At 49.8% G+C, this 24172-nt stretch carries 19 protein-coding genes; 12 read left to right on the top strand and 7 right to left on the bottom strand.

Annotated features, from left to right (window positions below; genetic code table 11):
• Positions 1-9: 9 nt before the first annotated feature.
• Entirely contained in the window at positions 10-1551 is a 1542-nt protein-coding gene (gene xrtA, locus MPRO_RS20895) for an exosortase A (protein WP_067297863.1), read from the bottom strand.
• Complete coding sequence (locus MPRO_RS20890; RefSeq protein WP_245635162.1) at positions 1548-2546, bottom strand: FemAB family XrtA/PEP-CTERM system-associated protein; 999 nt, start codon at positions 2544-2546, stop codon at positions 1548-1550. The genes xrtA and MPRO_RS20890 overlap by 4 nt, the downstream gene beginning before the upstream one ends.
• A 218-nt stretch (positions 2547-2764) precedes the next feature.
• Here MPRO_RS20890 and MPRO_RS20885 point away from each other — a divergent pair, with 218 nt between their 5' ends.
• The 11 genes from MPRO_RS20885 (at position 2765) to MPRO_RS20835 (ending at position 16123) form a co-directional block, all read left to right on the top strand.
• Positions 2765-4513 carry an asparagine synthetase B family protein gene (locus MPRO_RS20885; protein ID WP_067297853.1) on the top strand — a complete coding sequence of 583 codons (1749 nt, stop codon included), beginning with the start codon at positions 2765-2767 and terminating at the stop codon, positions 4511-4513.
• An 18-nt stretch (positions 4514-4531) separates the two neighbouring features.
• Positions 4532-4780, top strand: a complete 249-nt coding sequence (locus MPRO_RS20880) for an acyl carrier protein (protein ID WP_067297850.1) — start codon at positions 4532-4534, stop codon at positions 4778-4780.
• The gene (locus tag MPRO_RS20875; RefSeq protein WP_067297847.1) at positions 4777-5592 is read left to right on the top strand and encodes a hydrolase 2, exosortase A system-associated; all 816 of its coding nucleotides are present in this window, start codon (positions 4777-4779) and stop codon (positions 5590-5592) included. Before MPRO_RS20880 ends, MPRO_RS20875 begins: the two co-directional genes overlap by 4 nt.
• Complete coding sequence (locus MPRO_RS20870; protein WP_067297844.1) at positions 5585-6436, top strand: hydrolase 1, exosortase A system-associated; 852 nt, start codon at positions 5585-5587, stop codon at positions 6434-6436. Before MPRO_RS20875 ends, MPRO_RS20870 begins: the two co-directional genes overlap by 8 nt.
• Positions 6437-6525: 89 nt before the next feature.
• Positions 6526-8796: a GNAT family N-acetyltransferase gene (locus MPRO_RS20865; RefSeq protein ID WP_067297841.1), complete on the top strand. Its 2271-nt coding sequence runs from the start codon at positions 6526-6528 to the stop codon at positions 8794-8796.
• A 24-nt stretch (positions 8797-8820) separates the two neighbouring features.
• Entirely contained in the window at positions 8821-10161 is a 1341-nt protein-coding gene (locus MPRO_RS20860; protein WP_067297838.1) for a putative O-glycosylation ligase, exosortase A system-associated, read from the top strand.
• Complete coding sequence (locus tag MPRO_RS20855; protein WP_067297836.1) at positions 10148-11158, top strand: glycosyltransferase family 2 protein; 1011 nt, start codon at positions 10148-10150, stop codon at positions 11156-11158. Before MPRO_RS20860 ends, MPRO_RS20855 begins: the two co-directional genes overlap by 14 nt.
• A complete protein-coding gene (locus MPRO_RS20850) occupies positions 11158-12159 on the top strand; it encodes a glycosyltransferase family 2 protein (protein ID WP_067297833.1) in 1002 nt (333 codons plus the stop codon). Before MPRO_RS20855 ends, MPRO_RS20850 begins: the two co-directional genes overlap by 1 nt.
• 24 nt (positions 12160-12183) lie before the next feature.
• The gene (locus MPRO_RS20845) at positions 12184-13623 is read left to right on the top strand and encodes an oligosaccharide flippase family protein (protein WP_067297827.1); all 1440 of its coding nucleotides are present in this window, start codon (positions 12184-12186) and stop codon (positions 13621-13623) included.
• Between the two features lie 3 nt (positions 13624-13626).
• A complete protein-coding gene (locus tag MPRO_RS20840) occupies positions 13627-14892 on the top strand; it encodes a polysaccharide pyruvyl transferase family protein (protein ID WP_158651905.1) in 1266 nt (421 codons plus the stop codon).
• A gap of 16 nt (positions 14893-14908) precedes the next feature.
• The gene (locus MPRO_RS20835) at positions 14909-16123 is read left to right on the top strand and encodes a glycosyltransferase family 4 protein (RefSeq protein ID WP_067297818.1); all 1215 of its coding nucleotides are present in this window, start codon (positions 14909-14911) and stop codon (positions 16121-16123) included.
• A 109-nt stretch (positions 16124-16232) separates the two neighbouring features.
• On the opposite strand, the gene MPRO_RS26725 is transcribed toward MPRO_RS20835, so the two are convergent.
• Complete coding sequence (locus MPRO_RS26725; protein WP_500778576.1) at positions 16233-16466, bottom strand: ATP-binding protein; 234 nt, start codon at positions 16464-16466, stop codon at positions 16233-16235.
• Positions 16467-16623: 157 nt separating this feature from the next.
• Between MPRO_RS26725 and MPRO_RS20830 the strand changes: the two genes are divergently transcribed.
• Positions 16624-17253 carry a tetratricopeptide repeat protein gene (locus MPRO_RS20830; protein ID WP_158651904.1) on the top strand — a complete coding sequence of 210 codons (630 nt, stop codon included), beginning with the start codon at positions 16624-16626 and terminating at the stop codon, positions 17251-17253.
• A gap of 9 nt (positions 17254-17262) precedes the next feature.
• On the opposite strand, the gene MPRO_RS20825 is transcribed toward MPRO_RS20830, so the two are convergent.
• The 4 genes from MPRO_RS20825 to MPRO_RS20810 form a co-directional block, all read right to left on the bottom strand.
• The gene (locus MPRO_RS20825; protein ID WP_067297812.1) at positions 17263-20529 is read right to left on the bottom strand and encodes a right-handed parallel beta-helix repeat-containing protein; all 3267 of its coding nucleotides are present in this window, start codon (positions 20527-20529) and stop codon (positions 17263-17265) included.
• Between the two features lie 36 nt (positions 20530-20565).
• On the bottom strand, positions 20566-21525 hold the full coding sequence (locus tag MPRO_RS20820; protein WP_067297808.1) for a polysaccharide deacetylase family protein: 960 nt from the start codon (positions 21523-21525) through the stop codon (positions 20566-20568).
• Between the two features lie 167 nt (positions 21526-21692).
• Positions 21693-23114 carry a DUF2264 domain-containing protein gene (locus MPRO_RS20815; RefSeq protein ID WP_067297805.1) on the bottom strand — a complete coding sequence of 474 codons (1422 nt, stop codon included), beginning with the start codon at positions 23112-23114 and terminating at the stop codon, positions 21693-21695.
• Positions 23111-24049 carry a glycosyltransferase family 2 protein gene (locus MPRO_RS20810; protein WP_067297803.1) on the bottom strand — a complete coding sequence of 313 codons (939 nt, stop codon included), beginning with the start codon at positions 24047-24049 and terminating at the stop codon, positions 23111-23113. Before MPRO_RS20810 ends, MPRO_RS20815 begins: the two co-directional genes overlap by 4 nt.
• Positions 24050-24172: the final 123 nt, after the last annotated feature.

Raw genomic sequence — 24172 nt, 5'->3', positions numbered from 1 at the left:
CCAAAAAATTCAGCGGCTGGTTGCCGTCAGCTCGGGCCAGCTGTCCTTGATAAATCGGGTCAGGGCTGCATCGGCGGTGGGACTGTCCTCATAATCCACCGCCAGCGCGTATGCACTGGCCACTTCATGTGCCCCGCTAAGCTTATTCAGGGCTTGCAGCAGCTTCACCATCAGGGGGTTAGCGACGGGCCGTTTGTAGGCGTAATACCAGTACCAGATTCGCCGCATGCTGCCATCTAGCGTCCGCAGCTCGAGTACATTGACCTTGATTTGGCTGGAGCCGACTGCGACAGTACGACTGGAGCGCCCTGTCGGCGTCCAGGCATTCACGGTAAACCAGCGGTTCAGGCTGTTAATCAGTTCCTTGCCCTGATGTTCGGATTGATAATCGGCGATATAAAGTGCTACAGCGGCGTCGCGATCCAGTCGATAAGTTGCGTGAAAAATACGGTCGGCACCGACAAATTTGGGGCGCCAGTACATTGTTTCGGCGGGTTGTCGAATCCATGGAAGCAAGGAAAGTTGCTGGATTGGCAATGCGGAAAGCTGTGGAGTGTGCTTCATCAACTGACCCCAATTAAAGGTTAGTAGCAAAAGTACTAGCGCGGCTGCTGGAGTCGCATAGGCCAGTGTGCGAGGCCTCTCCACAGTCAAACAGTTTAAGGCGATAGCTTTCTGTGCGGGGTTGAATTTTGGCGCTGGATCTCGCCACCAGCTACCGACCCAGAACATCAGCATCACCACTAGGCCGAAAAACAGCCAACCGTAAATCAGATGATCGACCCCAGTGGCATATTTCATATCCGAGATGTGGGCGATCAGTACGATGAGGTAGGCGCGTATGCCGTTGGCCAGTATAGGTACCAATATGGATGCGGCGATAAAGATCAGACGGCTGCGCAGGCTTCGATAAGTGAGGTGAGCATATAGGGTCCCAAGGGCAATAGAGGCGATTAGGTAGCGCAGCCCGCTGCAGGCTTCAGCAACCTCGAATCGGCCGCTGGGAATTTCGATAAGGAGACCGTTGAAATGTACCGGCACGCCGCTGAGCCTCAGCGCCTGAACCGTAATATCTGCGGTGATCTGCTGCAGGTATGGCGTTAACTGATCGCCAAAGGGGACCGCGAAAATCAGATAAGCCAGGGGGAATGCCAACGCCCGTGCGAGTGGCCTACCCAGGGCGAGGACTACCAGTACAATCAGAACTAAAGTGGTGGCCAACTGTTCCATCGCCAGCGCATCGGCGGCCCGTCCCAGCAACCAGGCAAAACATAATCCCAGTAATGGAATTAGCGCTACCCAATCCGCTCCCATGTCGAGCGATGTCAATTGGGAACGTTTGCGCAAGATCAACCAGAGGCTGATCAGAGGGATCAGCATCCCGTGGGCAAAGGTCTCAGAGCGCCACCAGATCGCGGCCATGGACATCAGGCTGGGCCAGAAGACTGCGGCGTAAACGAGCAGCAGCAGTGTCAGCGTCAACAGTGCTTTGCGTTGTTGACGCCTGAGGCCCAGCGTGTCGCGGTCGATGGCGGGTTCGAACGTGGTCATGCCAAATTTTTCGACAGGTAAGGGCCGAGTTGCTGAGACAGCTTCAACGGCAGGTGCTGCCACAACTTGATAAAGTAGCGGTATTTAGGATTGTTGGGGCTGTTATCCGGTAACTGGGTCGCTCTGACCAAGTGGTACTCATAGCAGAGCGGTTCGGGTTCGAAGCCCCAGTGTCGCTTGTAGTGATAGGGACCGCTGTCAGTTTTGCTGCGCCCGAAGTCGAAGGTCGCAAACCCCTTGGCAGTGACCCGTTGCATCAGGTCCCAGTACATGAAATCCATACTTTTCAGACTGCGTGAATTCGGCATCCCGCCGCCATAGTACGGTAGCACCTCATCACGAAAGTAGAAGCTCATCAGGCTGCTGACAGGCTTACCCTGGTGATGGATGGTGACCACTTCGCAGTCGTGCTTGAAAGCAGCCTGCAGTGCCTGGAAAAAACGCCGTGAAAATACCGGTGTCCCGAGGTTTCTGACGCTGGTGGAGTAGACATGGTAAAACTGATCAAGATCCGTCTCTATGGTTGCGGTATGTTCATTGTTGATCGCCTGTCGGATAACCGCGCGCTGTTTGCGTTTCATCGCCTGCAGATTGCCTTCATCGTTACTCAGAGGACGACGAAAGGTGGCGTGTTTGTGCCTGGTGAGCCAACCAGCGGTTTTAGCCTGGCGGTGTCTGAGTTCGAGGTAGTCGACCCCCAGTGTTTCCGCCAGCGTCTTGGCGTGATCAATAAGCTTGGTAGTCGCCGCATCGCTAATCGACGCCACGCCCCCATAGACGCAAAATGGGGTAGACACTAGTGAATGGCCAAACAGCATGCTTTTAACCTCAACCAGCGGCAAAATGCCACAAATCTGACCATTTTGCTCAGCATAAAGGTAGTAAGGCGTGTGGCCGGTTGTCGACTCGATCACGGATCTCCAGCCAGCCCGATGAAAAAAGGTGGCTTCTTCGCAGGTTTCCACAAACTGATCCCAACAATCTTGTCTCGTCACGTCCAGTGTCTTGATCACAACCATGAAAATCCTTTCACAAATAGCGAGCCTTGGAAACAGATCACATCAGACATAGCAGTGATGTTGATACACAGGTGAGAAAAAGATAGTGCAGGGCGGAGATGTTCGCGAATTTTTTGTTGCTGCAAGTCGGAGGCAAAGATGCGTACTACACTGCGCTGAGTCAAGTGTGAAGTGCAGGAGGAAGGACGCTGCTGATGCCGGATAGCACAGAGTTAGTAAGAGAGACCGCCAATGCTGCGGTTCAGGTCCTCATCAGTGATTCACATGACCTCAGTGCCAGCAACAAGTGGCAACGAGCGTCAGTGCATGGGTGTGAGGTTTACTGTTACGGCCAGCCGCTGCTAAAAGGCAGCAGGGACGCGGCGGCTCCTGAATTGATTGGGCAACTATTTCGCGATCAGGGCGACTGTTTTGTGCACGCACTGAGCGGCCACTACGCACTGGTCATCGATGACAGGCATTCTGGCACCTGCCATCTTTTTGCCGATCGCTTTGCGACCCATCGGCTCTACTACCGATCAGTCTTTAGCGGCCTGATTGTAGCGGACAGCCTTAAAGCACTGCGCGGCGCTGTTACAGAGCCCCTGGCTATCTCCCGGCAGGCGGTGGTTAACTATCTGTACCACCATATGATCCCCAGTCCGAGAACCATCTATGAAGGTGTTTACTGTCTCGGGCCTGCCCAGCGGGTCACTTGGCGTCAGGGTACGTTGTCTCGCGAGACTTGGTGGAAGCCTGCATTTGATCAGCATGCGCCTCAGAGTGAACGGCAGTTGGCTGACGAGCTGTTTGCGCTGATGCAAGCGGTCGTGCCCGATTACTGTGCCAAGGACAATACCGGCTGTTTTCTCAGTGGCGGCCTGGACAGTTCCAGTCTTGCCGGGCTGGCTTCGCAGTCGATCCGAAACCCCGACGCATTCTCCATCGGCTTTCCCATCGCGCGCTACGATGAGATCGGCTATGCCCGCACGGCGGTCAAACACTTCGGCCTCAACGGCCACGAATATTGTATGACTCCGGAAGACGTCTTTGCGACGCTACCGCAGGTGGTTGGCAGTATGGATCAGCCCTTCGGCAACAGTTCGGTCATTCCCACCTATTTCTGCGCACAGCTTGCCAAATCCCACGGGGTCAACCGGTTGATCGCCGGTGACGGCGGCGACGAACTCTTCGCTGGAAACCAGCGCTATGCCACACAGTTGCAGCTGGATCGCTGGCGGCAAAGGCTCACTCCCGTGATTGGAACGCTGGATCTTGCCTTGCTGCGCTCTGGGCTGCCGGACTCTCCCGCGTTACTGGGCAAAGCCAAGAGTTTCGTCCGACAGCTAAAGATGACGGTCCCGGAGAACGTCCAGTATTACAATTTTCTCAATTTGCTTGATCGCAAAGCAATATTTTCGGCCAGTGTAGTCAAGGGCGTCGACCTGTTTGAGCCTGACCGCCAGTGTCAGCAGCTATACGATGCACTACCCAAGGCTGGTCCGCTGGATCGCCTGCTTTACCTCGACTGGAAGCATACCCTGGCGGATAACGATCTGGTCAAGGTCAGCAGCATGTGCCGGCTGGCTGGGGTGGATGTGGTTTATCCAATGCTGGACGATCGTCTGGTGGATTTTTCATTGCGCGTTCCAGCAGATATCAAGTTAACCCGTGGCAACCTGCGCCATCTGTACAAACGCGCGATGGGCGGTTTTCTTCCGGACAAAATTATCCACAAGACCAAGCATGGATTTGGGCTGCCATTTGGGCTCTGGACCAAAGATCAGCCAAAATTGCAAAAAATGGCCTATGAGGCGATTGACTCACTGCAGCGCTACGACCTTTTTGAGAGGACGTTTATTGATGAGGCTATTCACCGTCATAAGAACGGGCACGCCTCGTATTATGGTGAGCTGGTGTGGGTACTGATGGTGTTGGCGTTGTGGCTTGATCGGAATTATTGATTGCAGGGAATTCAAAATATGGATTATGAGACGACTGTAAAAGATCTGCTGATAGCTGTCACGTCCAGAGGCGACATAGCTTCCATGAGTCGTGATGCTCCGCTGCTTGGACATGTGGCCGAACTGGATTCGATGGCCATAGTAACCTTTCTTACCAGCTTGGAGGACGAGTTCGGAATCGCTATCGACGATGATGAAGTCAGTGCTGACAGCTTTGAAACCCTTGGCGCGCTGGTAAGTTTTGTGACAGAGCATTTGGGCAGATGACGTACCAAGGGCATTTTATTACCGGAGGCCAGGCACGCCTTTATTTGGCGACCTTCGGGAACTGCTCCGCCGAGCGCGCTGTGCTTTTTCTGCCTCCTTTTATGGAAGAGATGAATCTCTCCCGTGCAGTGGTGGCCAGGCAGGCCCGAATGTTGGCAGAGGCAGGTTATTTTGTCGTGCTGCTGGATTTTTTTGGTACCGGTGACAGTGAAGGGGAAATTGATGAGGCCACAGTGCCGGTGTGGCTCGATGATATCGCCGCCGCGTTGGCGTGGATCGGGCAAAAGCAACGCTCCTCGGTGACCCTCTGGGGATTGCGACTTGGCGCCTTATTGGCAGCCCACTACGTCGATGATCGTAATGCAGATGTAGTGGACCGTTTACTGCTCTGGAAGCCCGTCATCAATGGTCATCAGTTGATGAGCCAGTTTTTTCGTCTGAAGCAGATGAGCGAGATGATGCAGGGACGAGGAGGCAATCAGATTAACTGGTACAGGCGCTGTCTGGAGGGTGAGCCGGTGGAAGTGGCAGGGTACCTAATGAGTTCAAGTTTGGTCTCCCAAGTCAGCGCTCTCTCTTTGCAGCCTTCGGCCTGTTTGGATGCGGTCACTGTTATCTGGATCGAGGCCGCTAGCGAGAAGGTGCCACTGGTTGTCTCCAGGCTTCACGATCAATGGACAGGTGGCAGGTTAAGTTTGGAGGTGTGCAGCGGTGTGCCGTTTTGGCAAGTGCCGGATTCCTACGATGCGGAGAATCTGAGTGTATTGACGTTGAAATGTCTGCAGGAAGCCGACAGAGTGTGCCATGCCTGAACATGCTGTCTGCTTCACGAGCCAGGGGCAACAGCTGGCGGCTATCCTGCACTCGGTTGACCACTCAAGCGTCGGGGTCGTCATAGTGGTGGGCGGTCCGCAGTATCGGGTCGGGAGTCATCGCCAATTTGTGCACTTGGCGAGGGCGCTGGCAAACCAGGGAGTCCCGGTGCTGCGGTTTGATGTCACCGGGATGGGGGACAGCAGCGGGGATAAGAAGGCATTCGATAATCTGGATGCCGACATCGCAGCTGCGGTCGACTGTTTCCTGCAACATTGTACCGGGGTCGAAAAAGTCGTGCTTTGGGGATTGTGCGATGGCGCTTCAGCGGCACTCATATACGCTCACCGGGATCCGCGCCTGGTCGGCCTCGTACTGCTGAACCCCTGGCTGGAGAATCGCCAAGCAAAGGCCAAGGCTCAAGTCTCCCACTATTACACACGTCGGTTTTTGGATCCGAGTTTGTGGCACAAGTTGATTCGGGGTAAGGGCAACGTTATGGGCAGCGTCTGGGAGTTTGTTTGTACGCTTTGGCAGGTACTGAGCGCCAACAGGGGCGCGACCAAAATAAAAGAATCATATGAAAATTGCTATCAGCAGCGCATGTTCGATGGCTTGAAAAAATACCCGGGAAGGGTGCTTTTCGTGCTAAGCGGCAACGACCTGACGGCTAAGACGTTTTCCCTTCAGCTCACCCAAGACACTGCCTGGGCACAACTCGTCAAAGAGCGATCGGTGTCTCAAGTGTACCTGGAGACTGCGGATCATACTTTTTCGACCCGGCAGGCGAAGGATTGGGTGGCTCGCCAGACTGAGACATTTGTAACGAGCTTCAGGGAGTAGACCACGGACAGGTTCAAACAGACAACGGGAAGACAGCGTCGGCAATGGTTGCAGTCTTTGAACAATGAAAGTGCACGGCAGGAGTTGGAATGGTACTTCCTCAGAACGCACCTTGTGCCTTGGTAGTGGGGCTTTGCAGTCATGGATTGGCTATTGCGCGGTCATTGCAACGCCTGGGAATTGAAGTACACGCCTTTGAAGCCAATTCGTCGATACCGGGGGCGCTGACTAATTCTGCCCGTATCCATTATGTGGAAAGCATAAAGGACGATTCGCTGGTCGATGACCTGCATGCTTTTCGACAACGGATACCATCATCGCGTGACATAGTGTTATTTCCCTCCAACGATAATAATGTACGGGTAATTGCCAGTAATATCGACCGGCTCAGGGGGGCTTATATCCTTAGTTGGGAAGGTTGCGTTGACCAGGTCCAAAAATTTTTGCTGAAAAGCAATATCGAGAGCCGATGCAAGGAGACTGGCCTCAATTACCCGGCTTCGGTGGTGCTGGAAACCAGAGCTGATATAAAAACTCAGTTGGCATTGCTGCAACTGCCATTGATTATCAAGCCTGCAAACCCCCAGTCTGGCTTCAAGGCAATCAAGTGCATGTCCACTGAAGAACTCGAAGCGGTAGTCGACCAATTCCCTGGCGACTATCCTTTTCTCGTCCAGGAGTGGGTTAGCGGTACAGACAAGGATCTCTATTTTTGTGCGCTTTACCTAGAGAATGGCCACCCATTAGTCAGCTTTGAGGGCAACAAGCTGGCATCGTACCCGCCGGCACTGGGGCAGACCACGGTTGCCGTTTCTGTCGACATGCCTGAGCTAACTGACTTAACAAAGGCTTTTTTCAACGGTCTAGGCCTTTGCGGCCCGGTGTCACTGGAGTTCAAAAGGGATGAAGCCGGACGTTACTGGGTTATAGAACCGACGGTTGGACGCACTGATTTTTGGGTGGGTCTTTGCATCCAAGCGGGTTGCGATCTGCCTGCAATCGAGTATCTCAGCTCCACCGGACAGACTGTAGCAATCGCTACAGGGGTTTACACGCCGACAATCTGGTTTGATAGCGAAAGGGACACGTTTGGTCCTGTTAAATACCTTCCTCGGATTGTGTCCGTAAAGGGTAAAATAAAGCGTCCTGTTTTCAGCTTTTTCAGCCGGCGAGATCCAAAGCCTTTTCTACGATGTTCACGCAAGGCGCTTTATCGAATATCGTGCTCCTTAGCCAAGCGTCTGGTGAAAAACCAGAACGAATCCCTCCCCGGAACTGATGTGTCAAGTTATCCGCGTATTGATACCCTGCCCGAGACGTTCCTTAATTTGCTTGAAGGTAAGGAACAGGATTCGATATTTCTGGGGCGTGATTGGTTTGAAAACTTCTGCGATACCGTGGCAATCGGTGCTGGAAATGTTTTCTTCTTGTGCCTTACAGGCAATGATGGTAGCGCGTTAGCAGTACTGCCGATGTGGCGTAATGAGGCACATTTTCATGGTGTGAAAGTACGGAAAATAACTGGATTGTCAAACTACTATTCTCCCATATTTGACGTCATTATTGACAATAACCTAACCACCAGGGAAGATGCTTACAGCCATTTTTTGAAATACCTTTGGAAAGAAGTGCCGGGGTGGGATGTTGTCGACATTTACCCTATTAGTGGCGAATCCAGAAATGATTTAATCAAGATTAATGGGGTTCTAGCTTCAAAATTCGACTATTTTATTACAAAAAATTTCTTTCATGAAAGCTGTGATGATTTTGAAGTTTATTTATCCGGTCGTCCGTCGCGTGTGATTAATACAATCAAAAGAAAATTTAAGAAATTGGATGCGGAGGGTGATTGGGGTATCAGTATTTATACTGATGTCAATGCGATTGAATTGAGAATGAAAGATTACCATAGGGTTTATGAAAATAGTTGGAAGGCCGATGAGCCCTATCCGGGTTTTATTAATGGATTTTCCAGAATGTGTGCTCAAAAAGATAGTCTCAGGTTAGGTATTCTAGAAGTTTCAGGTAAGCCTGTTGCGGTTCAAATGTGGGTTGTAGCTAATAATACAGCTTACATTTATAAATTAGCCTATGACCAAGCTTATAAAAGTGTATCGCCTGGTACGGTACTTACTATGAAAATGATCGAAAGAGTAATAAAGACAGATAAAGTTGAAAAAATTGACTTTCTTACCGGTTTGGATTCTTTTAAAAAGGAATGGATGAGTCAGAGTAAATGTCTATATGGAGTTCAAATTGTTAACCATCGCACCCTTTCAGGTATAGTTGTTTTACTTATCAATGAGTTATCCAAGATGAAGAATTTTCTTGCCAGATTAAAAAGCGCTGCGGAAAATTGAAGCGCGTGTGATAGGAGTCTATTTGTGCGCGATATAATTTTGTTTCTAATAGTCATAGGTACGATACCCTTGATGTTTAAACGCCCGTTCGTGGGAGTTATCATGTGGTGTTGGATCAGTTACATGGCCCCGCACAGGCTGACCTGGGGATTCATGTTCGACTTTCCGGTAGCGATGATGGTGGCCGTTTTCGCGCTTACCGCTTACATGTTGAGCAAAGAACCCAAAAGCATCCCGATGGAGCAACCGGTGATATGGCTGATTCTGTTGTACATCATGATGATTCTATCCTGGTTACTGCATGACAAAACCCCGTTTGTTAACTCATTGGCAATGAAGGTAATGAAGGTGCAGCTGTTTACGTTGGTCATTCTGGCTATGCTGACCACTCGAAAGCGAATTGAGATCGCGCTGTGGGTGGTGGCCTTGAGTATTGGCTATTACGGTATTAAAGGTGGGGTATTTACACTGTTGACGGGCGGTGAATACCGGGTTTGGGGGCCAGAAGGCGGGTTCTTTGAAGAGAACAACGCCATGGCGATTACCAACCTGATGGTGATCCCTGTTTTTATTTACCTCAGTACCACGCTAAAACGTAAATCACTGCGCTATTTGACGCTACTTGGTGCTGGTTTGATGGTGGTCGCCGTGTTTGGATCGCATTCCCGCGGCGCCTTTTTGGCAGTGACTACATGCGCATTTTTCCTTTGGACCAAGAGCAACCGTAAGGCTCTCTCTTTTATACTTATGCTGGCAATGCTACCCGCCATATATAACTTTATGCCTGAAAATTGGCACCAAAGGATGGCAACTATATTTGTTGACGAACAGCAGGGCGAGGAGCGAGATGCATCGGCCAACAGTCGCCTGAATGCTTGGCAGGCGGGCATCAATATGTCGTTTTCTCATCCTTTTTCTCGGGGGTTTAACGCTGAAACCCCAAGTAACTTCAAGATATATGCGCCTAATCCAAATGATTTTGTTGCGTTCCACAGCAACTATATTCAAGTGTTGGGTAAGCACGGCTGGTTGGCTCTGATCTGCTACCTCATGGTGTTCTTCACCACTTGGCGAATGTGCAGCAGAATTACTGCTAAGACCAGACATATTGAGTCTCTACAATGGGCTGGATTGATGTGCCGCTATCTGCAGGTGTCGATCGTGGCTTACATGGTCGGAGGAGGTTTTTTGTCGTTGGCATACTTCGATCTGCCCTATCATTTAGTGGTGACGGTAGTTGCGGTGAACAGTATCGTTCAGCGGGAGCTGGGCAAGAAGGAAGCAAACAGAACAGCAAGTAGCAGCCTAACATGCGCCGTTATGCGGGACGGTAAGCGCCTGATGGTGAACTATGGAAACGATTGAGCGAGCCGCGTTAGCTATTAGCGTTGTCATCCCTTACTATCAGCGAGAGTCAGGGCTGTTAAAGCGGTGTGTCGAGTCTGTTCTGGCCCAACGGGGTAACTTTCCCGTGCAGGTGATCGTTGTTGACGATGGTTCTCCGCTATCTGCAATGGAAGAGTTGGCTGGATTAGATGGGTATGACCCAAGGGTTACAGTTATCTGCCAGGCTAACGCTGGACCCGGGGCAGCACGAAATAATGGCTTGGATCATCTTCCTAGCTCTACTCGATATGTGGCGTTCCTTGATTCTGACGACTATTGGAAAGATGATTTTCTCCTACACGCCATGGAGGCTATGTCTGAGGGGCACGATCTGTTCTTTGCCAATAGTTATCGAGTTGGATTTGAGGATTCAAGGTTCGATTGGCACGCAAAGGATGGACTTAATCTAGTCGCTAATGAGCACCAGCGGCTGCCAACAGACCGAGCCCTTTACCGCTTTGTAGGTAATTTTTTCGACTACGCGCTCGTTCGTAGCAATATTATCAGCACCTCTGCCTTGGTTTACCGCTTGGCAGTGGCGCCTGAACTACGATTCAGTACCACCCTGTTTAATGGCCAGGACAGACTGTTCAAACTGGCACTTTGCCAACACACTGATCGCGTTGCGTTTTATCCCGAAATCCTGGTGGAGGAAGGCAGTGGCGTTAACATCTATGACAATTCCCGGTGGGGAGCGGATCGTTCAATTATATTGGTATCGAATTACATCCGACTGTCCAAGGCGATTATGCTCGAGATAGTGCTGACTCCACAGCAACAAAGGGTAATCGAGAAAAAACTTGACCAATCACGTTCTGACTTTTTTGCCACGCTAATTCATCTCTTGGGGCGGCGAAAACCGGTCGGCTGGAGGCTCATTTTAAGCACTGTTAAAGATGATCCGCGGGTATTGAAGGCGCTTTTTCCATCGCTTTTTCGTGCATTAGACGCACGCCTGAAACAGGTGCGGTCTTGATGATGCCGAAGGATAGCATGTATGACCCAGTCAAATTACCAAGAGAGGCACCGATGTCGTCTGAGCGTCTCTCGGTTTCAGTAGTGATACCTTGCTTTAATGCAGCTAAATATATTGCTGAGACACTCGACTCGCTGCTCCGGCAAATTGTAGTTCCCGATGAGATTATTGTCGTCGACGATGGCTCAGGTGACGACAGTGCAGCGATTGCGGGAGCTTATGGGCCCCCTGTTAGGGTGGTTGAACAGTCTAATGAGGGGGCGGCAGTAGCACGTTACCAAGGGGCCTTAAATGCCCAGATGGATCTTATTTTATTTGTTGATGCCGGCGACTTTTGCCCACCCCATAAAGTTCAGACCCTACGGGATACTTTGATTGCTCACCCCCAATGCATCTGCGCGTTTGCAGAAAGTTGGAATCGCGCCAAGCCGCAACCAAAGCTGGCGCGATTTTCTGGCGAGCCTTTAGATGGAAAGTGTACTGTCGTTGATGACCCCTTCAGGGTGTTGCTGAAGCAAACTTATCCCCTTGCGTCTGCCATGAACATCGCGGTGAGGCGTGAATTTGCAGTACTGGGTAGCAATGTGGGAGCTTGCTTCAAGGCTGGCAACGACCACGCCTTGCAACTGAATTTGGCGCGGTTTGGACCCTTTGTCCACGTAGCACTGATTACCCAAGAATTTGATATTCTGCCTGGTGGTCTATCAACAACCTATGGTGGAAAACTGCAGATGACCTATTCGCTGCTTGCAGCAAATAAAATATACGGTGAAATGAGCCCGAAAGATAAACAGAAATATGAACAGGATTATCGGAGAAAAGTAAGTAGATACTGGCCCATGGTTGTTGGCTATCTTTGGAAAAGGTCAAGACGTACTCTACTCAAAAAAGTGCTAGCCATCGCATTTAGAGATGGTTACTGGTTGGAGTCGGCCAAGTCTGTTTATTGGAACTTTAAGAGGCCATTGAAGGCCCAGAGTAGGTGGTTTTATTATGATTGAACAGCTGAATAGCATGGGCTTCCTATGAGCCAAGTTATCGGTGCGGCGTTCTATGCCATGGGCACACGTTATTTATCTATGCTGATTCAATTGGCATCGGTGATGGCTGTGTCGCGATTGCTAACACCTGAAGAAATTGGTATCTACTCCATTACCGCATCCATATTTGGCCTGGCGTTGTTGATTCGTGACTTCGGGATCGGCTCTTATCTTATTCAAGAGAAAAACGTGGATGGCGAGTTGGCGGCGTCAGCGTTTTCCATGTCGCTTCTCTTGTGTTGGCCATTGGCTTTAGTTGCGTTTATTTGTGGGCCTTACATCGCTGCCTTTTACGAATTAAAAGGTATGTCAGATGTTTTTAATTTTTTAGCAATCAACCTGATCATTATTCCTTTTGGTTCCATTACTCTTTCTTTGCTAAAGAGAGAGATGAAATTCAATAAAATAATGGTTATTGATGTCGGAAGTTCCCTCGCTAGTGCTTCGGTCACTATCTCCTGTGCACTCACTAACTTCGGCTTTATGAGTTTAGCCTATGGTTCAGTAGCCGGCACCCTGGCCACAGTCTGTCTTGCAACCGTCTATAGACCAACGTGGTTACCTGTTTTACCCAGTGTCGGGCGACTTAAAGATATTGCTTCTTTTGGTTGGCGTATTAGTGGATCTAACCTGTTTACTCAGCTGAATACGAGCAGCGCCGATATGATCCTTGGGAAAGTTCAGGGTCCTGAAGTCGCCGTTTTCTTTAATAAGGCTGTATCAGTATTTAAACTTTTTAACCAAATTTTTCAGAACTCATTGCGAGTTGTATTTCAGTCGCATATTGCTGTAGTTAGTAGAGAAAAACGGAGTGTTATCGATACGGTTTACAAACTAAATGGACTGTACCTTCTGGTTGCATGGCCATTTTGTTCTCTACTGTTCTTTCAGGCGGATGCTGTAGTATTTATTCTTTTTGGTAGTCAGTGGAACGCAATTGTTCCTCTGGTTAAAATAATGTGTTTAAGTTATTCAATAAGCAGTATTTTTGTTTTTCACCAAGGCACACTAGCCGGTTTGGGGATGGCTAACTATGTATTAAAGATGACAGCTATATTAAGTGTCGTACAAATATCGGTCATATTTTTTTATAGATCATTTGATTTGACTTTTATATTTTTTGCATTGATATCTGTATCTTGTATCCGTGCACTGATTGTTTGGAATCAAATGGTTAAGCTGATGAATGCTACATTTATAGATATGTTAGTCAGTATGCTATTTCCAGCAAAGTGTGTTTTTGTTTTGTTGGTTCTTAACTATTTTTGTGATCGTCTTCTAAGTTATTCTGTTGGGGTTTTGGTGGAGTTTTTATTTGTATCCTTGATGACTGCCGCCGTATTGTTGCTAATGATTATCTATAGTGATAATCCAATGAGGCCTTTGCTGAAACATGTAATGAAAATTACATTTAGGTGGCCTTGAGTCGTGAATAATTTCGATTATGATGAAGGTTTTTTGATGGATAGGGTGCTTGTTTGTGGTTATTGTGGGGGAGTAAATGTTGGCGATGAAGCTATAGTTTCCACGCTGGCAAATTTTTTGTCTGATCAGTTCGGATACCGTGTAATTATTTTGTCAGGTGATCCAGATCTCAGCCGCCATTACATTGGGGGGCAGTTTGATTACGTCCAATCTTTTTATCCGAGAAAAGCAGGCTCGCAGCCATCCTTTCTTGCGCTCGTACAAGCCGTCAAGTCATGCAAAGCTGTCTTCTTTGCAGGCGGAGGACTGATCCAAGATGTGCACAGTACCAGTCTATTAGAGCACGTTACTTTGGTTAGTGAATTGGCACATAGCTTTGGTATGCCCGTTTTTTCACTGGGTATTGGTGCAGGGCCTATCCACACAACGAAAGGTAAGGCACTGGGGAAGAGGTTTTTGTCTGTGAATAGCTGTATTTATCTTCGAGACGAGTACTCAGCGTCCTATCTACGTGCTCTATATGACGATTTCGATTATGGTTTTTTTAAGGTCCAATTCGATACAATAACGCTCCTAGGCCCTCAAGATCGTGATTTAAATAGCAATAAGCTTATCGGTATTTGTTTTAGGGAATGGAAAGGATTTAATCGGGAGTGGTTGCTTTCCATCTGTGAAAAACTTGTCGATGATGGCTTTAAGTTGGTTTTTATGGCGTATGAAAAAGGTGATACGGAAATATATTTTTTTTTACGAGAGCGCTTAGGCGAAGCTATCATTGTTTCTGATGAGTCTACTCTCGAAAAAAGCCTGAATACGATAGCGAAATTGGATGCGCTGCTGTCGATGCGTCTTCATGCGAATATACTCGCCATGTTGCATTCCATACCTTTCGTAGCCTTATCCTACGATGAAAAATTGAGATCGGTATTAGGGCAGTTCGGCTTTGGCGATAGAGTTCTATCATTAGGCTGTGATGAAGATCAGGTTTTAGACCTTCTGAAACATAAAGGCGAGCTACCAAAGGATGCGCTGTTCAAGTTAAAATTAGATCAGGCGGCTGTTGTTTATGGTTTGGTAGGCAATATGGATTTATACTCAAGCTCCGGTTCAATTATTAGGCATGCATGGGTTTTTTTATCTTGGTGGTGTCATATTTATGCAATACCCGCTATTCGTAAATTTTCTTTGAGATTTCTTTCACGATTTTCCATGTTTATTCCTGAGGGTGTGAAGCGTGATTTAAAACGCCGGTTAGGAATCAAGTGGTAAGCCAAAGGAGATATAAATGAATATCGGTATTGTGACTACTTGGTTTGAGCGAGGTGCCGCCTACGTCTCCAGGCAATTTTTTGACAGGCTGAACGCCAATGAAAGCATAGATGTATTTGTTTATGCCAGGGGGGGCGAGTCTTATGCAAAGGGGAATATGGACTGGGATGCCGGGTATGTGACATGGGGAAAACCACCGAAGTCCTACGCATCTACAGATGTTCATTTAGATGATTTCAAAGAATGGTTAGAAAAAAATAATATAGACTGCGTCCTTTTTAATGAGCAGCTAATATGGGCACCGGTACTGATGTGTCGAGATTTAGATGTAATTTGTGGTACCTATATAGATTACTATACTGAAAAAACAGTCCCAATGTTCTGGATTTATGACTTTATTATTTGTAATACGCAACGACATTACTCAGTCTTTAAAGAACACTCTCAATGTATATATATACCTTGGGGGACTGATATCAATACCTTTAAACTGCCAGAAATATTGGAGTCGAGCGGTGTCGTTCGTTTTTTCCACTCTGCGGGAATGAATCCCTATCGCAAGGGAACCGACCTGGTTATTGAGGCTTTTCGAAACGTCCAAGGACCCGCAAAGCTAATCGTTCATAGTCAGGTTAAGCTAGCTAAAGCTTTTCCCGCACTTAAGGGTATATTGGCTGAACTGACAGCCCAAGGGAGGCTGGAGGTTATAGAAGGGACAGTTTCCGCCCCTGGCCTCTACTACAAAGGTGATGTTTATGTGTACCCGTCTCGCCTTGATGGAATCGGCCTGACCATCGCTGAGGCAGCGTCATCCGGCCTTCCCATCATTGTCCCTGATAATCCACCCATGAGCGAGTTTGTAATTGATGGCAGCAATGGGAGAGCTGTACGCGTAGATAAGCTGTGGAGCCGTTGGGATGGATACTATTGGCCTCAGTGCGAGGTAGATCGACAAGAGTTGACCGATGCAATGCAGTACTACGTTGACAAATACCCCTACATGGCAGAGTTTAAGCGTATATCAAGACAGGTGGCTGAGGAAAATTTTAACTGGTTTAAAAACACTGAAAAACTGGCGGATACGTTTCTAGATTTTAAACGACTGTCTGATTCTACTGTGTGGGACTACCGAGCGTTGGCGGAAAAAAATGATCTGAATAGAGTGCGTAATGCAATGAAGGGCCGAATCGATAGAATGAGAGATTCATTAAAATATTTTCTTCAAAAATGACTTGAAGAAGAGCACATATGTTTTGGTTTCATTGATATTAATAATGTATTTTAGAACTCGTGCGTATTCTGGGGGCGTAGCCGCTTTGCACACTACATTCACGCTGGAGCTATGCGCTGATCGGATCCCGATCCATCAATCGGGACGGTGGCAAGCGGAGTGACTTTTTGTAATGGCCCCCTCCTCTCAAAATGAGTCGATGGGCACAGTGCAACAACCGCTCTAGGATGGCGGCCCCCAGCGTGGCTGAGTCTATGTAGTCCTGCCCGTATTCCGTCGGCAGTTGGCTGGCGATGAGGGTAGAGCCGCGGCCATAGAAATCAGGATTGATCGGAATACTCAACTCGTCTACAGCATCGATGCTATAATTGTTTGCGTTAAGTCGTGTGCTACAGATTACTTTTTTATGGGTCCAATTTTGAGAAGTCGATTATTTATAATCTGTTTGGATTTTTATCAATTTAACGGTTTTTAATTTTGAAAAGTCTGGGGTGGATAAAATGAGAAAATGGTTATTATTATTGTTGTTTCCCCTATCTCCGCTGGCCTACTCTGCGAACTGCGGTAGCGTTTTTGATGTTCAATACGGCCCCTATGATTATACTTCGGTATCAGATAGTTCTACCCTTAGAGTAGTAGAAAGACGTCATTTTACAAAAAAAGTTGAAATGCTTATTTCTGGCGAGTCATCCTCGGAAATAATGGATGATTTACACTACACTTTGAATAAATTCCCTAATCATTTTCGAGCACTATTGGCACTAATTAACTACGAATCAATGAAAGAGGGTGGGTTGCCTCAAACAGGTGCGCCTTTTTACCAAAGTGTTGAATGTTACTTCTCGCGTGCCTTTCAATTTAAACCGAAAAGTTGGCAACTTCATAATATTTACGGCATTCATTTCTATAAGCGCGGAGATTATCAGCGGGCCATTGAAGAATTTTTGGTTGCTGAGGGTATAAACTCAACTGCTGAAATAAATTATAATCTTGGTTTGTCTTATTTTAAAATTGAAAGCTTTGATAACGCTAAGTTATATGCCAGTAAAGCATATAAAAACGGCTATCCGCTCCGTGGATTAAAAAATATGCTGCATAGAAAAGGAATAGAAATTATTTTAGCAGACTGAACTATTATTTTATTGGTTTTTTAGAATTTTTTCTATAGAAGGGATTGCTGGAGAAGGCGAAATCGATAATACTTCTCTATTTTCGAACAAGAGATTATCTCCTGCCTCGAGTCCGCGAATTTCCCCAACTCCTACATTGTTGAAGATGGCTAACTGTGCGGGAGCGTCTCTTATTGATATCAGGTTTGATACGGCCTTGTCCGAGATAAACAGGTTACCGACGATTTCTATAGAGCCCTGGGGGTGAAGTTTGCCTTCGACACCCCAGCTCAGCAGGTCGTGATTTTCGCTGAAGGGACCTTCGATGAAAATGTTGTTTTTCAGGATAAGTACGCCGCCCTGGGAAACATCGACCAAGCGACTGTCTCGGCTTTGCGCCGCCGCGACTACTGATCCGGTAATTTCGGTGTAGAAGGAGCGGGACTTTATTTCGTGAGCTCCGTTACGGTTGTTGAGAAAGCGAGAGTTGCGGATGATCAGGCGGGTTGGAGACAGGCTGTAGACTCCGTGGGAGAAAGACTCGGAGCCCAAGTGTTCGAACAGGCTGTCCTCGATGACGATATCGCCGCCTTTACGCGAGCCGAGGATGCCGCCTTGGGCGTGGTGGAAATAGACATTTCGTAACGTTACGCCCTTGCCTTCCAGACGGATGCATTTGCCGTTACCGTCCCGTACGCTGATGGAATGGCATTCCAGTCCCTCAATGGTTGTATTGTTGCCCTTGAGTACCAACGCGGCCTTGCCTTCGACGGCACGGCCATAGAGCACGGCGCCTTTTTCTGCCCGAATGGTGACGTTATGGGCAGTTAACACTGCCGCCTGCCGGTAATGACCGGCACTTATCTCAATAAGGTTGTTGTCTTTGGCTCGCTTGAAGGCGGTGGCGATGTTGGGCATCGGTTGGCTATTTAGCATTATTTGGCCTGGTTTCGCGTCGGCAGGCACCGTGGCGACCGAATCATCAATGGCAAACTGAATGTCCGGCTTTGCAAGGTTCGTGGCCAGCGTTTGCCAATGCTGTTCTTCACCGAAAAGGCGGTTACTCAGGTAAGCGCTGAATGAAAGCACTAGAAGGAGAGAGACTGCGATTCGTGGGCGTGCCAAGATCGGCCGGTTATGTTTGGGTGCGGGGAGGCGTAGCTGCAATGCCTGCCAGGCTCCGAGCAGCACCACGCTTTGCCAGGCAATGGAAACAAACGACCAGCGCAGCATCCGTTCAGAATCGCCAAGGCGGGTATTGCGGTCGGGACCGAGAATAAAATCGAGTGCTGAGAAGGTGGCGCCGTATTTCTGGATCTCAGTTGCCAGGGCGAACTGGACAAGTACCCATCCGACCATGGTGCTGGCAGCCATCACCACGACAATTTTTAACGGTCGATGTCGGGCGCTGTTATTGAGCACTTTTATCCCCAGTGCCGCAGCGAGGGCAAACAGAAAGACGGTAGCGGCCAGCAGTGGTGGACTGGCGATCAGCTCGGTTAAATTGTCGGTGGATGCGGCGGCAAAACTGTAGTAGAAGCAGGTGCCGTACAGCAGCAGTGAAACGGATGCGGTGCGTAGTTTGCGGCTGTTCTTGTCGTTCGCGACAGTGGGCAGTAAGCGAAACAACAGGTAGCACAGAGGGACCTGGAATAGCCCCAGCAACGCCATGAACCGCAGTCCGGGCTCTACAAATTCGATCAACAGGCGAATATTTGAAACGCCTATCACTCGAAAAATAACCGGCAGGACTCCTTCTTCCAACTGTAACCGGTCTAAAAAGCGCAGGGACATAACGGTGCCAGTGATGTCCTGTAGGCTGTCCTGGGAAACGGCTACCCAAAGCAGGATGTAGATGGTACTGCCGGCCAGGAAATGGTTTTTGATCAAGTACCAGAAGCCTACAGCAGTGGCGTTTTGCTGGTGCTTCCAGATCCATACTGGAGCTATACCTATACCGGCCAATGTGAGATAAAAACAGGCTAGGTCTATTAAGGAACCATCGTTGCGGAACAGCTGCGCCAGGTTGTAGGGTATTCCCGGCAGCGCTAGCAGTCCCTTGATGGCGATTACAAAACCGGCAAATGTGATCGCTACAGCGAGTAGCAGGGAACGATTGTGACGCCACAGGGGGGAGAGCGATGGAGGAGAGGGTGTGATCACCTCTGCAGTGTGTTCCGTATGCGGCGGTTGTCGGGCCAAAAAATCTCCAATGTGGCGGACTGCGGCATAAGCGATCCATACCAGCAAAGGGTCACCAATTTCTGCGGTTTTGGACGGAATCCAAATTTGCAGGATCTCCAGCAGCAGGACTGCGGTGGAGAGTAGAATAGCCGCTCGCTGCGCCTTCAGCCCCGCTTCAATGGCGATCCATATCAGCGCTGAGAAAACATAAAGCTTGGCCAGCAGACTGGCGACGTTGGTATGCATCTGCCCCTGTAGCAAGCCAGAGAAGGGGATCAGACTGAAAGGTCCGGTCTCCGGCGCAAATGATCCGAGAGAAGAGAAGCCGATGGTGCCAGCCAGCAGCGCAAGTTGCAGCCGCAGTCCCTTGGGGCTGTCAACATCCAGAAACCTTAATACTAGCCAGGCCAGCAAGGGTGCAGACAGATCACCCAGCTCCAGGCTGTTTTTATAGATAAGCAATTTAGCGACGAGTATGAATGCCCAGATAATCAGCAAGCCGCGCTGGCGCAGGTTGGTGCGTTGCCAGAAAAGCAGGCGTACAGCGACCACCCATAGGGCCGATTTCGCCAGTAGTTGACCGAAGGCGAAGGGTTCGTTGAACAGCGGTTTGAGGCTGTTTTTTATCGACTGCAGATCGATTGTCGGCACGAAGGGCGACAACTCGGAAAGAAAATAGAGCGCACCAATGCCGATCGGTAGCGCAGCCAAAGCCAACGAATGGAAATGCGGCACAAACCGCAGATAGCGGGCACAGTACCACCCAAGGGTGCAGCCCAGTAGGTTCAGAATCACATCCATAAAGCTTGGGTCCCTTTCCGGTAACAACAGCTGCAGCAGTTGCAGTACCAACGGAAAAAGCCCGGCTTGAACTATGAACGACAGTGGCAGTGTCGCTGGCTCGGAAGTCATCGACTGCGCCGTTGCTCGAGCGTAGCTGAGAGCCCCCAGCGGCGCAAATAGCAAAAGATTGCCGAGCAGATCGCCGATACCCGGTATGCGCAGGCTGATAATGGTGTGGTCTGGCTGTTGGAGGCTGGTCAGCGTAAAGTTGAAAGGGTAGAGGGAGCCGTAGGTGATCAGCAGGGCTGTGAGCCAGAACAATGCGCGCATGTTAATCGTCGCTTCTCAGGGCTGCTGCAACCGTCATCAATTGCGCGCCGCAAGTCGGGATACTAGGTTGGAAATTAGACGCGCGTGAAAGCGCAGCGGTTGGTTGTCCCAAGGGGTAAAACGGCTGAGATTATGCGGATTCGACGCTTTGTGCGTATAGCCCGCATCGGTGGATACAGCGTAACGGAACCCCAGTTGACGGACGACGGCAAGACTCGCACCATCCATGTCTTTACCGAAGCGGCCATTGGGGTAGGCGAATCCCACAACCGGCTTTCCAGTCCACTGCTCCAGCAGCATTTTGTTTTGTTGTATCTCTTGATGCTGTTCCTGCGGGGACATTCCTTTGAGTATCGGATGATGGTGGGTATGCCCGCCAATCTCGACGCCGGCTGCAGCCAGCTGGGAGATCTCTTCCGGCCGCATCATTTTACGTTGCTCGGGAATGTTGCCGTTAGCGTGGTAGAGAGTGTTGACGGTTTGCACTCGCTCTGCAATAGGAAGGTATTTAAGCTGTGTGATTGTGTAGTTTGCGAGGGATCGACGGGTAGCGATGTTACCTAGCTCTGGTTTCGCCAGGCCAATAGCTTCGAGGTTGATGCGTTCGTTTTTAAGGTTGGCAAACAGCTCGAGAATTCGGTCGTTCCACATGTTCTCGCCATTACTGAAACCGGAGGCGACAAAGACGGTAGCTGGAATTTGGTGGCGCTTAAGGATCGGTACGCCTACCTCCAGATTGTTCAGATAACCGTCGTCCAGCGTGACGCAAATTGCGTGATCAGGCAACGTATCGGCTTCCAGGCGGTCCAGTGCTTCAATCAGAGAGAGCGGTTGAAAATGGCGCCTGAGCAGCGCCATCTGCCAGTCGAATTTGACCCGATCCGGCTCCCATGGGCGCATGGGATCGGGGCTTTCCAATACTTGATGGTAGTTAAGAATGCTGAGCTTGTTTCGAGTGAGCGGGTGAGAAAACAGAGTCAACAGGCGGTGAAGCATTAACGTATCCCTTGTCTACTGGCTATCCTACGACGGTACGCACGAGCTCTCCGACGTTCAAAACTGGCCCCGTCTAGCTTGTTTCGGGGCGGTCTGGTTCGACAAGCACCTTGAGTATAGGTGATCTAATTTAGTCCGTAACCCGTCCGGAGTTTTCCAGGCAGTGCTCAACGTCGACGATATATGCTCAGTGAGGAGTCAAACTCCCGGACTCCCTGCTTGAGTAGGTTGTTGGAGGGGCGGCAGGCTACACCGTAAAGCGATTGCCGTAGCCACTCGCGCGCACTTTGTTGTTGGGGGGGCGCGTCGATTAACCCTTCAGGCTGATTATAAAAAGTCACCGTACAGCGGCGATTTTCGGGCTGAGTGGTTAACTCTAATCCGGCGGCTTCCACCCTCAAGCGGGTTGTTTGCTGTTGGCTGGGGAGGGGGGCTGGCGCCAATTTACGCCAGTCGGTAATGCCTGTTTGGTGGTAATAAATAACCAGCGAGCGAGTTGCCCAGAACGAACTGGCCGGGCCGCTGTAAGGATCCAGCCAGACGGGGTCGTCGTCAAAAACCCCTTGAGTTGGACGGCCAAGGCGCACGCCTCCGTTTTCGATAAAAAAGCGCCAGCAGCTATCGAGTGCTGTCTGGGCCATTGCGGCAGGGTAACGCTGCGGATGCCATTCGCTGGCAATCAACAACGGGGACGGTGCCGCCATGCGATAGCAGAGACTGCGACCAAACAGAACCACTCCTTGGTCGGTGAACAGGTACTGGTACCAGGCGCAGAAATCATCACCTGCTTGATGTATGAAGGTCCGGTCAAAGTCCGGATCGATCTGGTCGAGCCAGTACAGGCTGTATTGGAAGGCCCAGGCATTGTAGAGGTCGATGGCTCCGTGCTCGCCGTCTGCAAAACAGCCATTACCGCGATAGAATGATTTGATCCGCCGGTAGCGGTCGGCGCTCCTGAACGAGTGTCCTGTATCCAACGACTCGCAAACCTTGTCGACGAGAACCACAAACAGGTGCCAATTGTTATCGACGGTCTGCTTGCCCACAACTTGTCGAAGCCAGGCCAGTATTTTGTGTTGCTGGTTATGGTCAAACGTTGTCCAGAGACTGTCGCGGATCATCCATAACGCCAAAGCAATATCTCCCGCTTCGCAAATCAGAGTGCTTCTGCTATTGATCTCGCCCCAGTAACCGGGGTGCATAGGATCGGTGCCGTTGCTAAGAGCGCATACAACCTGCTGGTCCATTGCCTGGCGCAGTTGGGGGTCGGCATAGGGGCTTGAACGGTAGGCGGACCAGAGCGGTAGCAGTCGCGTTACCCCCTCTATAGCGTCACTGCGCGCGCCATAAATGCTGCCTTCTCCAGGGTAATAGGCGAGGGTGCCCGAGACGTGGAGGTAATGTTGGTGTGCATTCCAGAAGTAGCGCAGCAACTGCTCAAGACGATCCATCGGCACGGAGGCATGATTCTGAAACTCGCTTACCAGCGTTTCATCCTGTTGGTCGAAATTCGGACGACGGTTGACTCGGCGGTGCCAGCGTTGTTTTTGCATCCGAAAGATCAGGGCGAGATCCTGACCGTTAATCATGTCGGCGATCGATCCTTGTATAGGTTGAGCAGACAGCGAACGATGAATTTATAACTGTCGGCGCGCAGCGGTGAGCAGCGGCGCGCGATATTGAAAGAGCTCAACGCGAGACGATACCAGCCGGCCAAAAACAGCTCATAACCATATTCAAACCAGACCATGTGGAAAAGCTGGTTCAGTCGCTCCTGAGAGATATTCCGCCCATCCTGACTGCTCGTTCCGTGGATGCGCAGATTGTGTTCCATGATTTCGGCACGATAGTTACGCGGGTGCGGACGATGGGAAATGCTTTCCTGATTCTTGCGGTAATAGGCGTAGTTGTTTTCTAGTTGGGCGATGCGAGTATGGTGGGCCAATTGAAGCCAAAAATCATAATCCTGACCGCGGCGAAAATCCGGGTTGAAGCGGACATGCTCTAACACCTCTGCACGCACCAGCGCGGCGATGATATGGTACCAGGAGCACTCGAACAGGGTGTGGTAGACCCAGCCGGACATTGTTTCGTCGACCTTTGGGGGCTTGCTGTCATCAACAGCGACGGCTGAAGCGAGTTTGAAATGCTGGTTTACATGCTGAAAACGGCCGGTAGCCACGCCGTAGTCCGGGTGTTGCTCAAGGAAACGTACCTGTTGCATTAGGCGCTCGGGCGCCCAAAGATCATCACCGTCATTAAAAGCGATGTAGCGCCCGCGGGCATTGGCGATACCGGTGTTGCGGGCGACAGCGGAGCCGGCGTTGTCCTGATAGTGGTAGATGACTTGATCGCCAAAGCTCTCGACCACCTGACGTGAGTGATCGGTGCTGCCATCGTCGGTGACGATAATCTCTTTGTTGGGGTAACTTTGGTTTATAACGCTTTGAATGCACTCCCCGATGTACTTCTCTCCGTTGTACACGGGAATGATGATCGAAACTAAGGGAAGGTCGTTCTGCATCCTGTCATCTCTTCCTGAATCGTGTGTAATGATTGTAACTGGTTGTCGGAGGCCTTCTATATCAACTGTACAACAGTACAGAAGATAAAGTTCCAAGAACACCAAAATCGATACACATGCGGC

Source organism: Marinobacterium profundum (assembly GCF_001528745.1).
GTDB lineage: Bacteria > Pseudomonadota > Gammaproteobacteria > Pseudomonadales > Balneatricaceae > Marinobacterium_A > Marinobacterium_A profundum.
This window is presented reverse-complemented; position numbering and strand designations above follow the sequence as displayed.